Genomic DNA, 14,135 nt, shown 5'->3' on the forward strand with positions numbered 1-14,135 from the left:
TAAAGCGCAATGCCCTGTGCTCTATTTACTATGTGCTGTACGCTGCGCACAGTGTGCTATGCGTAGTATTGCATAAAAGGATCCTCATATACCTAAACCGTTATCAAGACATGACGCTATCGTTAAAACCCACATCCGGTATGACCCTCTTATGGCCACTCGCGATAATAGTATATGGCATGGCCGCCTATTTTAACATCGGCTACTATCACCCCGATGAGCATTACCAGATAATAGAATTTGCAGGTTTAAAGTTAGGCTGGAACAAGCCAGCAGACATGGCATGGGAATATACACAGGCCATCAGGCCAACAATACAACCCTGGCTATGCTTTGTCTATTTTAAGCTGATGTTCCTGATAGGGATAAATGATCCTTATCAACTTGCTTTTTCATTACGCCTCCTTACGGCAGCATGCGCGATATTGGTAACCGGTTTCTTTGCAAAGAGAACATACGCTTACTTTCAATTCGGGCACATTTCAAAAACACTTTACTACTACTGCAGTTATTTCCTCTGGTTTATCCCAATGGTGGGCGTAAGGTTCTCTTCAGAAACCTGGTCAGGACTTCTCTTTACCGTGGCATTGGCATTAGCCCTCGGCAATAAGACTACAAGGGGACAATACCTGGTTATAGGGACTCTACTTGGCGCTTGTTTCCTGTTTCGTTTTCAATGTGGCATAGTGGCAGCATCACTTATTATGTGGATGCTCATCATAAAAAAGGACCCTCCCAGGTATATGCTTATAGTGATGGGTGCGATAATCGCTATGATACTTGCGGGATTCCTGCTGGATTACCTGTTCTATCATAAGCCGACCCTGACGTTTGTTAACTACTTCAGAACAAACATTATTGAAGATACTGCATCTAAATATGGTGTGTCTTCCTGGAGTACATTGTTAAGTTACATCCTGTTACATACTATTGTGCCTTTCGGCTTGCTGATATTCGCCAGTATCATATGGCTTATTATTATGAAGCCGGCAAATCCTTTAATATGGTGTGTAGGACCTTTTATCCTGATCCATGCGATCATTCCTCATAAAGAGATCCGCTTTTTATTTCCCCTGGTCTGGACGGTACCCTGCATAGTTCTGTTAATGATTGAGGACCTCTATTCCCTTTATCTCAAGCCTTATACTAGACAATACCGGCTTACAATAGCTGGTACACTCGCCTTTCTGGCATTGATCAACGCATCAGCGCTGGCTTTCACCATACTGAAACCTGCAGGAACCGGACAAAAATATCTGACAAACTATATCGATTCGAAAGCTAAAACAGCGCCTGTTGTAATGTATTTTTCTCCTGGAGCAAATCCATACCAGCCATGGTCTTTTCTACAGGAACATTTCTACAGGAACGAAAATGTTGTTTTTAAGTCCATTGAAGACCTCACCAAATACGGAGTGTCCGATTCCCGCCATGATGGCCACTATCTGCTGGCCATACAGGAGTATGAGAAAGAGATCGTTGAGGCTTTAATGCATTACAAGAAGATAGAGATGACGCTGATTAAGCAATCTATACCAGGCTTTGAGTTGCCGGTTTTAAACGAATATGTGGGGTTTAACAAACGGGCGGTCATTCTATTATATTCCCTGTGACCATCTTTCCCCCTGTCTGGTTCCCCATACTGTGCCAGACACCCCTTTAAGACAGTACCTTTTTGATAACCATAAATAGCGCCAGTATATGTTTTCCCTGACTGCACCAGTTTCTCTTCTTTACAACAGGAAGTTCGCTGTATTTGTTATTCTGTGCATTTGTACGATCGTCTATATTCCAATATATAACCTGGATTTTCAGGATGCCTGGGATGATCAATGGGTAGTGGTTAATCAATATACAGAGAATGGGTTGTCTCCCGCCAATATCAAACATATCCTGTTTGACTTCTATCACGGGCAATATTCGCCTGTAAATCAGTTCTTCTATTCGGCGATGTATGCACTAAATGGATATGATCCTGTACTCTTTCATTTCTGCAGCTTGCTGGTACATCTGTGCAATACGGTGCTCGTGTACCTGTTTATTGAAAAGCTGATGAAAGCCTGTGGACATGATAGCGTCTTTTGCGCGAAAACAAGTTTCCTGACTACCTTGCTTTTCAGTATTCATCCCATTGTAGTAGAGCCAGTCTCCTGGCTTTCGGCCTCTAAAATATTGATCTATTCGCTCTTCTACCTGCTGGCCTTACTTTCTTATATCGACTATATGTCGACCAGAAGAACACGACAGTATCTGCTGGCAATAGTTTATTTTATCTTATCCTTTGGCGCTAAGGAACAGGCAGTGGTGTTACCAGTTGCATTTTTCTTTATTGACTACTTTGTTAAAGGGCGGCAATATGCGCTGTCAGGGAAGGTTCTACTCGAGAAGGTTCCCTTTCTGGTGCTTGCCTTTTTATTTGGCATACTTACCATCTATTCCCAGGCTTATTTTGGGCAGGGATTATTGATAGATCAGAAAGGATACACCTTATTTCAGCGCCTGATATTTGCCTGCTACGCATTAACCGAATACTTTACAAAGATCCTCTTTCCACTAAGAATACACCACCTCTACCCTTTTCCGAATGATCCAAACCAGCCCGTCCCCATCCGGTTCTATGTGTACCCTGTGGCATTGATCATTATTGTTATTTACCTGATCAGGAACTTCACTGTCAATTACATCTACTTCGGCATCTGTTTCTTTGTGCTTCACCTGATAACCTGTATCCACCTGATACCAATGGCGCGTGTCGCAATAGTTGCGGACAGGTATGCCTATATGTCTGCTATTGGTGTTCTCTTTCCCATTTCATATTACCTGGCTAAGTTCAAACAAAGAGCGATCGCTATAAGGATCATTGTACTTTATTGCTTATTCCTGTCTGTTTATTCCTATACCCGTACTTCAGACTGGCGGAACAGCACTGTTTTAAAGAACAGCATTCATTCCTAACACCATAAACTCCCATTTATGCCAACAGGCTCAAGATCTCCATAGGACGGAGATAAGCACTCAGTATTCTCACAAATAATAACCTTTAAATGTATTTACAACTATGAAAAAACATATCAATTTCAAATTGATCGCAGCCATTGTTCTATTGGTAGTACTGACCTTGAATGTACAATATGCATTGACAGGCTATAAAGCTGCAGATGTATATGCCAGGGATTACTCATCGAGTGAGTCAGGTTCCTCCAGCGAATCAGACATGTCACAGAGCGGACTTTTAGGCGAGGAAACCTATACTTCATGCGCTGACAAGTATGACATGACATACTCGATGGGACAAACATTAACCTTTAGCTACCAGCTTTCAGCCAACATTTCCGGCATATCTTATATTGGTTCCGCTTCAGTCGGTGGAGGAACCTCTTATAACTATATTTCTACGACTTCCGGCGTAAGACAGGCTAAGGAAAGGAACTGTCCGGGTTATTTTGGATTCTGTTCACACAGAGACTGCGGTCAGTTTTAATTAAGTACTGTGAAAGGCTATTCTCCTCCGGAGAATGCCTTTCACGTTATCGTATTCAAACAGCATTTCCACGAAAAATGCTGTTAACAGATTAAGAGCAGGTTCAGTTTCTCAATAAAATATACCAACGATACCATTCACTATGTTAAGAACAAATACTTTGACTACCTCCAGCCTCTTCTTTTGCATGACCCTTATGTTAATTTTAACAGGCTGTAATATTAAGGAACCCAGAAAAAAGAACAACATTGACTTTAAAAAGGCAAAGACTATTCCGATAGAAGACAAGCAACTGGCCGATCATCTTTTCCTTGATCAAATAATAGACACACAATCGTTAGAAATATATACGTTCAAGGAAGATAAGGACAATATGCTTGGTATGATCGGCAAGTGTGTTTCTACCCCCGAAGGCATCCTCATATTCGATAGCTCGACAAAGGCGATTTACCTGTTTGACTTTAACGGTAACCTGATCCGAAAGATCGGAAGCTATGGTAAAGGCCCTCATGAATACCTCAAACCACTGGATGTTTTTTACAATCCATTTAACAATACCGTTGAGGTTCTTGATATGGCTGTTAAGACCCGCAAATTTGACATTCACTCGGGCGAGCTCAAATTTGAAGGATACAGTTTTCAGCGAAAATATCACATCGCTTTTTCTCTTCCTCTCGACAGCAACCTATATGCCGGTTACAATGGCTTTTCACCTGTAGAGGAAGTCTATCAGAATAACTTCAGATTTGGTGTTTTTAAGGGAAAGAATATTGCGTACCGGAATTTGTATTTCGATAAGGAAACAGCTGTTCCTGTTACGTCTATTAACCCCTTTTATGTATTTAACAACAAAGTACATTTCTTTGAATCCATATTTCCTGTCATCTACAACATAGATGCTGACTCATTGGTTCCCGAATACCACCTTGTATTCAAAACAGCTAATCCATCTTTTACGGATCCTGATGACCCCTCATTAATAAAAGAAGTATTTGACAAAAAACTCCCGATGCTCAATAGGGTTAATGAGACCAACAATTTTATTTTCATCACTTACCTGGTGGATGAAATGAAACGTTTCACCATTTACAATAAAGCTGACTCAAAATCTTTAGGTACGGCTGTCTTCAATTACAAGATCAAAGAGCTTGATCTCGAACTATATTCATTATTTCAGGATGGAACTTTCCTGGGTTCAATTGTTTATCCCGATGATCTGATGCGTGTAAAAGAGCATCTGAGCAAAGTTCAAAATTTATCTCCGTTACAGGACCGGTTTAATAAGCTGACCGTTTCTGCGCTTAGTAATCCCGTATTTATAAGATTTAAGACGATATGAAAAAAGTATTCAAGAGCAAAGGCTTCTGGGGCATTATTGTCTTACTGTTAATAACCAGTATCACACTTCTTTCAGTAACGGGAAAGAAAAGTCATCCCGAAAATTTACAGATGGCAGCTATGAAAAAGGAGCTGATCAATACTGAAAAGATATTTGATAAAGAAATGGAAGGGGACGAGGGTAAGCATCTGTCGCTGGACAGCCTGCCGCTCGTCAACATAAATGATCAGGCCCATTTTTCATTTCCGGCAGATCGCTACCTGGTCGTCAGGTTTTCGGAAATAAACTGTGAAACCTGTGTAGAGAGCATTTTTTCGGTATTGGACGCGAGCAAAGCTATTGACTCAAACCGCGTGATCGTGCTGGCAGATTTCAGATCAGAAGCTTATCTGCGCACCTTCGTACGACTGAATACTATCAGGTTTCCCATTTTCAAATACCCAGCCACCAATTCATTTCTGCATGCTGATGCGTTGGGATATCCCTATTTATTCGTAGCAGATAAAGATGGATTGGCCCATGACTTCTTCCTGCCGGTAAAAGAAGACAGAGAAAGAACTATCGCCTACCTGGATAGAATAAAACCACTTTTCAATGCTCAAAAATAAAACGGTTACCATGCTCATTAGAAATAGCATCAGGAGCAATAACGTCCATCGTTTATATGTGTTGCTGGCGCTCTACTTTATAATTATTTTGGCAATCCCCGGCTGCAACAGCAGTCATCAGAGTGGCGACACAGACGGTTCTTTACTACAAATCAGAGATGGTAAAATTGACCGCCTGCTGGATATAGATTCACTGGTCGAGCCCGGGTCTTTAAAATTCACGTCGCTGGAGAACAGCAGAGACAGTGCATTTATCAGCGAGCTGGAATGCAGGTTTACAAGTGATGATGGGGTAATATTTTTAAATAAGCGCTTAAACACACTTGTAATATTCAGCTATGACGGAAAATTGAAAAAGGAATTAGATCTGAACCAGCTCATAGGATTTGACCTAAAGATAGCCGACATAAGAAATAATCCTTACAATAGCCATATCGAGATACTGGACCTGAAGAATAATCTTTACTCGTTTTCATCAGACGGAAATTTTCTCCGTGTGCATGAGCAGTTAAAATCCTATCCTCATTCCTTGTTCTATCCTTTGAGCGATTCTGCCTATGTACTTTACAACAACTTTGTCACAAATGCTGGTAAAGCGGATGCCAGCAGGTTCTATGTATTAAAGCATTTCAACAAAACCAGGTCATGGTGGCCGCTGGATACCTCACTGGTTATTGTACTTCCGGTAAATGACCGGCAGTTTTACCAATCGGCCGGAGAATTGCGCTTTTTTGATCCCCTGTTCCCGGTTATTTATACTGTTTCCGACACAGGTTTAACACCTAAGTACCGACTAAAATATCAGCAATTCAATCTCACCACGAAGAATGCGCTGGATGTGAGTTCCATAATAAAAGAGGCGAAATTCCATCCTGTGCCTGCGATGAATTACTTTATTGAATCTGACAGATACTGCATCATGGAGTATATCCTTGGTCAACATCGCTATTCATCGGTTTGTGATAAAGCGTCCGGCAAGTCTTTAGGTGTTTCATATTTCGGACTGGGCCTTAGTAATCTGGGGATGACATTATACAACCCTCTTTTTGCAAAGGACTCAAAGAACTTTCTGACGGTAGTATACGGTGAAGAGATCATCAGGAATAAGGAGAAGCTCAGTGACTTCAAAGCGCTTGAGGGATTGAAGAACTACGATAAGGTATTGGTGTCTTTCAGGTTTAAATAAATGACCATGTTATTCTCTTTTAGTGCACGATATTCCAGGCCGGACAACATTATCGCTGACAGACCCGGAAGAACGTCAAAGGGTAAGGTGCATCTGAACACGCTGCCTGCCTGTCTGATCATCCTGTACCTGTTCGGTTCTTCCTGCAATCAAACCAGCGGCAATGGCACGGGCGAACCGGGGCTTGATTCTGTTCTCATGGGCATTTCAACCGTAGACGAAAACATCAGGTATATGGTGTTGCAGGAAACAAAGTTCAGCAAAGAGTTGCTGGCCAACGGCAAGTTAAGTTCGACCCGCAAGGCGGATCTGAAGTTCAGGACTTCCGGGATCATAAAGGAAGTACTGGTGCATGAGGGCCAACATGTGCAGGTTGGTCAGCTGTTGGCAAGGCTTGATGAAGAAAGTGCGATGGCATCCTTCAATGCGGCCCGGCTCAGTTATGAACAGGCGGTATTGGACTATGAGGACCAGCTGCTGCGGTCCGGTTATAAAATAAGTGACACGGCCCGTTTATCAGCTGATACCAAATCAGTAGCAAGGCTCAGGAGTGGACTTGGCAGGGCTATACTTACTCTTCGTCAAGCGGAGAATGAGCTGAAAGAAACGAAACTGGTGGCGCCCTTTTCGGGCATCATTGCCAACCTCAAGGCGATGCCGTTTAACAATAGCAACAGTTATGAGTTCATCTGTTCATTAATCGATGATCGCCGCATGGAGGTCAGCTTTAAAGTGCTGGAGCAGGAGTTGTCATTCATCCGGAGGTCGGGTCTTGTGACGATCAGGCCCTTCAGTCAGCGTGGGGAGAGTGGCGTTAATGCCCGGGTGCAAAGTATCAATCCACTGGTTGATGGCGCAGGCATGATAGAAGTAAAGGCCTTGTTATCTGAAGGTGGCAACAGCGCGTTGCTTGATGGTATGAACGTACGGGTACATGTTCAGGAGCAGCTGAGCGGGCAACTGGTTGTTCCTAAGGAGGCCGTGCTGGACCGTCAGCACCGGAAAGTGGTTTTCACGCTTGTGGATAGTCTGGCACAATGGAACTATGTTGAGATCAGTGGGGAGAACAGTAGTCAGTATGCTATCAGTAAAGGATTGAAATCGGGCGACAAAGTGATTTATGAAGGCAACTTTAACCTGGCACATGACAAAATAATTCACGGCGCCAAAGGGCAATAAAGACGTAAGAGACCTATGCAGGAAAAGCGCTTTACAACATCTTTCCCGTCCTTCAGTACCATACTGGTATTTGTGCTCTGCATGCTGATCGGAGCCGCTACCATTCCTTTACAGCGTATCCAGTTATCGCCCAGCCGTAATTATGGGTCCGTGAGTGTGGAGTGTTATCTGCCCGGCGCCTCTGCTGAAGTGGTTGACCTGGAAATAAGCACTCCCATAGAAAGCACGCTGGCTGGTCTTAAGGGGCTTGCCAGTCTGCGGTCTACTTCCGGGACCGGGATCTGCCACATACAGGTGGAGCTGGATAAATGGACTGACCCGGAGATCTTCCGCTTTGAGGCCTCTGTGCTGATGCGCAGGCTGTATGAGCGCTTACCTGAAGGCGCCTCCTATCCCATTGTAACGCTCAACAAGCCGGACAACAGGCGGCAACGCAGCAGCATAATCAGTTTCGCCATTCGCGGACCCGGCACCATCAATGCAGTGGCAGATATGGCAGAGCAACATATCCGTCCCTTACTCGCCGATCTGCAAGGCGTAGACCGGGTAGAAGTATATGGACGTCAACCATCACAATACGCTATTCAGACCAATTCGGCCATACTGCGGGATTATGGACTGAGCTTCAATTCGGTGGAATATGCGCTCAAGGCTGGTTTAAGCACTGCCTTTCTGGGTGTATTCCGGAATGGGGAAGACGAAAAAACAGTATTTGCAGACCGTAGCCTGACAGATACCAGTCAGCTGTTACGCTTCCCTGTTGCAGAGAAAGAAGGCCGGATAGTGCGACTGGGAGATATTGCCCACATCGAGCGCCGGCCGGCTCCCCAACGCTCCTATTACCGGGTGAATGGCAAAGAGCAGGTAAGCATTGCCGTTTTTCCTGCTGAACACATTAACACGCTGGATCTGTCGGCCAGGGTGCGCCAATGTATGGAGAGGATCAGTAAGAAATTGCCGCGTGGATTTGAGGTTTCGCTGGGTTATGACAATACCGAATACATCCGGCAAGAGCTAAACAAGGTATATATCCGTACGGCATTGTCTGTGGCTATCCTGCTGACATTTGTGCTGCTTATCACCCGGCAGCTGAGATATCTGTTGATCGTGATCAGCGCTTTAATTGCCAACGTACTCCTGTCTTTCATTCTGTATTATTTCTTAGGTATAGAGATACATCTGTATTCCCTTGCGGGTATTACTTTATCATTAGGACTGGTTATTGACAATGCCATCGTCATTGTTGAGGATCTGCGTCATACAGGACGTAACCGTATTTTTGCCGCCATTCTGGCCTCTACGGCGACTGCTATAGGTGCTTTATCAGTCATCTTCTTTCTTCAGGAGCAACAGCGCATCCTGCTGCTGGATTTTGCGCTGTCTATTATTGTTAATCTGCTGGTGTCACTACCAATCGCCTGGTTCTTTATTCCGGCTATGCTGGACCGGTTTCCCGTGACCAGAGCAACACAAGGGAAGCTAGGCAGGAAACGCCTGTTGGGGCGTCTTTCTGGTCTGTATAAACTGCAGCTGCAGTTCATGTTGCGTTTTCGTTTTGCGTTTGTTATCCTCTTTATACTGGGGTTCGGACTACCATTATTCCTCCTGCCCAAAGAAATCAAAAAAGAAGGATGGTGGGCCAGTATTTACAATCGGACTATAGGAAGTGAATTTTATAACCAGGCATTGCGCGCCCCATTGAACCGTTACCTGGGCGGTAGTCTTTATCTTTTTAAAACAAGCTCCGGGAAAAAGGACTACATCGAAGAAGAGCCGGTGCATCCGCGTCTGAGCCTTACTATCAGTATGCCTAAAGGCGCAACACTCCGGCAAATGGACCTGGTGGTACGACATTTTGAAGAACTGCTTGGCCTGTACGGAGCCAAGCTGAAGCAAGTGGAGGCACATGTAAACAGTGCCACGGATGCCAGTATACAGGTGTCTTTTCAGCCCAGGTATGAGAAGGGGTTCCCTTACCGGCTCAAAGACATCCTCGAAAACAAAGCGATTGAAGAAGGCGCAGCCGATTTCCAGATATATGGTGTTGGCAGAGGTTTTAGCAATGCGGTAGATCTCGATCAGTTTGATGCGGATATCAGTATAGCAGGATATAACTACCAGCAGTTAAAAATGCTCGCTGGAAAGATACAGGATACGCTGCTTAAAAATCCGCGCATCAGCAATGTGGTGATCAGCACGCGGGACCGTTATGCTTTTGAGCCGGTGCCGGAATATTATGTGCAACTGAATGACCCGCGGTATCTCAGCTTATACAAAATTGGCCGTGGTGATATTGGCAGGAGCCTGCAGGGACTTGCAGAAGCATCTGAGCATGCCGGCCACATGCCTGCGGGCCCACACCAGACATTGGATGTTACATTTGAGAACAATCCTGATATGCCCCCTCCTGTCTGGAGCATCCTGCACAATCCATCGCAGGTGAACGACTCAGTTATGTTACGCATGAATGATATCGGAGAGATAAAGCGCGTCAAAACATCCGAAGATATTGTCAGGGTAAATCAGGCATATATACTGCACATTCATTACAGGTTTACCGGCAGTTATGAGCTCAACAAACTGATACGGGAGCGGCTGATAGATCATTATGAAAAGATATTGCCCTTTGGGTATAACATTCTCGGACGGGCGAGAGGTGGATTGTGGTTCACTAATGATACCGACCATCATTTCTGGCTTATTCCCCTAGTATTACTGGTCATATACATCATCTGTGCAGTGCTGCTGGAATCTCTCGTACAGCCACTGGCAGTGATCCTGATCATTCCATTTTCATTTACCGGTGTGTTCCTGGTTCTCTATCTGCTGGACCTGGGGATGGACCAGGGGGCTTATGCATCGCTGCTGATGGTAAGTGCATTGGTAACAAATACTGCATTGTACATCATTAATGATCTCAACTTCATCAGGGGAGGAACCCGGTATAAGGGGAACAAGGCTGTATATCTGTATAACAGGGCGATACACGCCAAAGCGATGCCTATCCTGATCACGACAGCGTCAGCCGTGCTTAGCCTACTACCCTTCATGCTGAACGGACAGGAACAGGGATTCTGGTTTACACTTTCGGCGGGCACGATAGGCGGACTCCTGTTTTCGGTGCTTGGCGCTTTTGTTTTCCTGCCATTGTGCCTGATCCCGAAAGATAAACAACACATGAAAAGACATTATAAAGAAAGGAGGGTACAGTCATGATAGCATTTCTGACGAAAAGACCTATTGCAGTACTGATCAGTTTTTTTGCCCTGGTATTGTTGGGTATTGTTGCCGGTAGTATGGTACCTACTTCCCTCCTGCCTGATACTGATATTCCGCAGATCAATATACGTATACAAGTCCCTGATCAGTCAGCGAGGGAAATTGAACAAAACATTACGTCACCTGTGCGGGATGCTATGCGGCAACTCAACTCCCTGGACGGCATTGAAAGTGCTTCCGGTGAAGGCAGCGGAGACGTTCAACTTATTTTCACTCATGGAACGGACATGTCCATGGCTTTCATTGCGGTAAATGAAAAGGTTGATATGCTGATGAACCGTTTGCCTCCGGGCACTGCGCGTCCGCTTGTTACCCGCGTTAGTGTATCTGACATTCCGGTGTTTCATTTGCAGGTTTACGACAAATCGGGGAATGAAAGTCCGCAGCGGCTTGCAGACATCAGCAGTTTCGTCCGCGAGATCGTGCGGAGGAGATTGGAGCAGTCGCCCGAGATCTCTATGGTGGACATCACAGGTTATACCGCGCCGCAAGTCCAGTTGCAGCCGCGGGAAGAGTATTTGCGGACCCTGGGACTGACTCCAGGTAATCTGCTCAATGTATTCCGGGAGAACCGGATCAGTTTAGGGAATGTAATGGTGAGGGATGGTCATTATCGTTACTACCTGAAATTCGTTGCTGATCTGCAGGATCTGGATGATATCAGGCAGATACCCCTGCAGGTCAATGGACGTATTTTCTCCCTCGGTGAACTGTCGGACGTCAGCCTGAACAACGCACCGGCTACCGGCGCTTTTTATACAGACGGCCACAGGGCCATTGATATGGCTGTTATCAAACAATCGGCCGCCAGAATGGAGGACCTTCAACAATCCTTCCGGCGATTGGTGGCTCAGTTCAGGCAAGACTATCCGGAGTTGCAGTTCAGGGTAAGCCAGGACCAGACGGCATTGCTGAACTATTCCATTGGCAATCTTCGCCAGGACCTGGTGCTGGGTGGTACCCTGGCATTTATCTGCATGATGGTCTTCATCCGTAAACCGGGGGCAGCCATACTCGTGGCAATTACGATCCCTGTATCGCTGGTGCTTAGTCAGCTGGGGTTCTATCTCTTTGGCATATCATTCAATGTGATCTCTCTTGGGGGATTGATACTTGGGTTGGGGATGATCATTGACAATTCCATTGTGGTGATTGACACTATTACGTTGCACCGTCAACAGGGCAAATCACTGGAGGAGGCGAGTGTGACTGGTCCGAACGAAATTATCATTCCCCTGATATCTTCTGTGCTAACCAACTGCGCTGTATTTGTGCCTTTGCTGTTCCTGAGCGGACTGGCGGGAGCTATCTTTTTCGACCAGGCTTTGTCAATCACAATTGGCATCATTGCTTCGATGCTGGTGTCTGTGTTGTTGCTTCCGCCCCTGTTTCTGCTGATACACAGGCTGAGGCCATTCCACCAGGAAGAAAAGTACCAGATACCTGCACTGGTGAATGTAACGGGGTGGTATGAAAAAGGCATACACTGGGTGTTCAGGCATACCACTTCAACTCTAGTGCTGGTGCTTACAGTGATGCTGGCCGGTACATTTTGTTTCGTACAGATAAAAAAGGAACGACTTCCGCCCATCAGCCGACAGGAACTGGATGTGGAAATAGACTGGAATGGTTATACTGACCCCGTCACTTCCAATGCGCGTATAGATAGCTTATTACGGCCATTTAAACCCTATATTCAGCGTTATAGTGTCTGGACGGGGGTACAACAGTATCTGCTGTCAGGAATGCGTGAAATGGGTGCTAATCAGGCCAGAATATACATAGACCTCAAAAAGAGTGAATACCTGCCGCTATTGACCGAAAAACTACCTCAGCAGGCAGCCAGGCGTTATCCTGAGGCCCTGGTGGAGCAACACCCGTCAGAAAATGCATTTGATGCAGTATTTGCCGACAGACGGCCACCGCTGATACTGGAAATAAGTGAAAAGGATTCCCGTACCATGCCACCGGTCAGACGCAGCGAAGCGTTCCGCCGCCAGCTGGGCTATTTATTACCGGGCATACCTATTGCTCCCATTGCCCACCAGCAAAGACTCGTATTGCGAACCAATACGGAGCTGGCAAGCCTGTATGGAGTGAGTCTTCCGGATCTTAACAATACGCTCAGTAATGCCCTGAAACCGCTTTATGTAGACAATTTTCAAGGCGCGAAAGAACTCGTGCCTATTGTCATTACCGCCAGGGAATATCCCAGTCTGCAGGAGTTACTCATACAGACCATGGTCAAGGGAAAAAAGGACCAGTTATATCCCTTGTCCACTTTTGTCACCTCTTCACTTGATGAGGACTACCGGTTGATCACTGCGGGAAAACAGGGAGAATACTATCCTATCCGGCTTGAAGTGGCCAACGCCGAAAATGTGTTAAAAAAACTGGAAGATAAGGTGGTGAAGCACAACCGGGAGTTTTCGATCACGCTTGCCGGAAGTTATTTCGATAATCAGGCGCTGATCCGGCAGATGTCTTTCATACTGCTGATCTCCGTTGTGCTGTTGTATTTTATACTGTCCGTGCAGTTTGAGTCGCTGTTACAGCCGTTGTTCATTCTGGCAGAACTGCCTGTCGCAATATTGGGTGCATTCATTTTTCTGTATGCAGCGGGTAGTTCTCTCAACCTGATGTCCATGATCGGTATTGTGATCATGAGCGGACTTGTTATTAATGACAGCATCCTTAAGATAGATGCCATTAACAGTTACCGGCGGCAGGGCGTGCCGCTCATAGAAGCGATTCACCTGGGAGGCCTTCGCCGTCTTAAACCGATGGTCATGATCAGCCTGTCTACTGTCGGGGCGCTGCTACCCACACTCTTTATGCGGGACCTCGGATCGGAACTACAAAAGCCGTTATCGTTAACACTACTGGGGGGTATGACCTTGGGGTTGCTGGTGAGTTTGTTCTTCGTTCCACTTCTTTACTGGCTGATCTACCGTCGGCAGGAAACTGATAAAACCTTATGAAGACTATGACCTGTACTTGCAGAAAAATGCTGCTCCTGCTTTTGATGGCGTCTGCGTACGTTCCCTTGACTGTTGCGCAACG

At 45.5% G+C, this 14,135-nt stretch carries 9 protein-coding genes; all 9 read left to right on the forward strand.

Annotated features, from left to right (window positions below; genetic code table 11):
• Positions 1–110: 110 nt before the first annotated feature.
• The 9 genes from L3C95_RS31655 (at position 111) to L3C95_RS31695 (ending at position 14,053) form a co-directional block, all read left to right on the forward strand.
• Positions 111–1,613: a hypothetical protein gene (locus tag L3C95_RS31655; protein ID WP_236394631.1), complete on the forward strand. Its 1,503-nt coding sequence runs from the start codon at positions 111–113 to the stop codon at positions 1,611–1,613.
• An 88-nt stretch (positions 1,614–1,701) separates the two neighbouring features.
• Positions 1,702–2,955 carry a hypothetical protein gene (locus L3C95_RS31660; protein WP_236394633.1) on the forward strand — a complete coding sequence of 418 codons (1,254 nt, stop codon included), beginning with the start codon at positions 1,702–1,704 and terminating at the stop codon, positions 2,953–2,955.
• A gap of 103 nt (positions 2,956–3,058) precedes the next feature.
• Positions 3,059–3,481 (forward strand): hypothetical protein, encoded by a 423-nt coding sequence (locus tag L3C95_RS31665; protein ID WP_236394635.1) that lies wholly within the window; start codon positions 3,059–3,061, stop codon positions 3,479–3,481.
• Positions 3,482–3,677: 196 nt separating this feature from the next.
• On the forward strand, positions 3,678–4,820 hold the full coding sequence (locus L3C95_RS31670; RefSeq protein ID WP_236394638.1) for a 6-bladed beta-propeller: 1,143 nt from the start codon (positions 3,678–3,680) through the stop codon (positions 4,818–4,820).
• Positions 4,817–5,428 carry a hypothetical protein gene (locus L3C95_RS31675; protein ID WP_236394640.1) on the forward strand — a complete coding sequence of 204 codons (612 nt, stop codon included), beginning with the start codon at positions 4,817–4,819 and terminating at the stop codon, positions 5,426–5,428. The genes L3C95_RS31670 and L3C95_RS31675 overlap by 4 nt, the downstream gene beginning before the upstream one ends.
• 10 nt (positions 5,429–5,438) lie before the next feature.
• On the forward strand, positions 5,439–6,614 hold the full coding sequence (locus L3C95_RS31680; RefSeq protein ID WP_236394641.1) for a 6-bladed beta-propeller: 1,176 nt from the start codon (positions 5,439–5,441) through the stop codon (positions 6,612–6,614).
• 6 nt (positions 6,615–6,620) lie between these two features.
• Positions 6,621–7,793, forward strand: coding sequence for an efflux RND transporter periplasmic adaptor subunit (locus L3C95_RS31685; RefSeq protein ID WP_236394643.1), 1,173 nt, complete (start codon positions 6,621–6,623; stop codon positions 7,791–7,793).
• Positions 7,794–7,808: 15 nt separating this feature from the next.
• Positions 7,809–11,009: an efflux RND transporter permease subunit gene (locus tag L3C95_RS31690; protein ID WP_236394645.1), complete on the forward strand. Its 3,201-nt coding sequence runs from the start codon at positions 7,809–7,811 to the stop codon at positions 11,007–11,009.
• Positions 11,006–14,053, forward strand: coding sequence for an efflux RND transporter permease subunit (locus tag L3C95_RS31695; RefSeq protein ID WP_236394647.1), 3,048 nt, complete (start codon positions 11,006–11,008; stop codon positions 14,051–14,053). The genes L3C95_RS31690 and L3C95_RS31695 overlap by 4 nt, the downstream gene beginning before the upstream one ends.
• The last annotated feature ends 82 nt before the right edge of the window (positions 14,054–14,135 follow it).

This window comes from Chitinophaga filiformis (assembly GCF_021646545.1).
GTDB lineage: Bacteria > Bacteroidota > Bacteroidia > Chitinophagales > Chitinophagaceae > Chitinophaga > Chitinophaga filiformis_A.

What these genes read in the sequence shown, in the direction of transcription:
- L3C95_RS31655 (WP_236394631.1), top strand. Translation starts at nt 111, where the DNA reads ATGACGCTATCGTTAAAACCCACATCCGGTATGACCCTCTTATGGCCA.
- L3C95_RS31660 (WP_236394633.1), top strand. Translation starts at nt 1,702, where the DNA reads ATGTTTTCCCTGACTGCACCAGTTTCTCTTCTTTACAACAGGAAGTTC.
- L3C95_RS31665 (WP_236394635.1), top strand. Translation starts at nt 3,059, where the DNA reads ATGAAAAAACATATCAATTTCAAATTGATCGCAGCCATTGTTCTATTG.
- L3C95_RS31670 (WP_236394638.1), top strand. Translation starts at nt 3,678, where the DNA reads ATGTTAATTTTAACAGGCTGTAATATTAAGGAACCCAGAAAAAAGAAC.
- L3C95_RS31675 (WP_236394640.1), top strand. Translation starts at nt 4,817, where the DNA reads ATGAAAAAAGTATTCAAGAGCAAAGGCTTCTGGGGCATTATTGTCTTA.
- L3C95_RS31680 (WP_236394641.1), top strand. Translation starts at nt 5,439, where the DNA reads ATGCTCATTAGAAATAGCATCAGGAGCAATAACGTCCATCGTTTATAT.
- L3C95_RS31685 (WP_236394643.1), top strand. Translation starts at nt 6,621, where the DNA reads ATGTTATTCTCTTTTAGTGCACGATATTCCAGGCCGGACAACATTATC.
- L3C95_RS31690 (WP_236394645.1), top strand. Translation starts at nt 7,809, where the DNA reads ATGCAGGAAAAGCGCTTTACAACATCTTTCCCGTCCTTCAGTACCATA.
- L3C95_RS31695 (WP_236394647.1), top strand. Translation starts at nt 11,006, where the DNA reads ATGATAGCATTTCTGACGAAAAGACCTATTGCAGTACTGATCAGTTTT.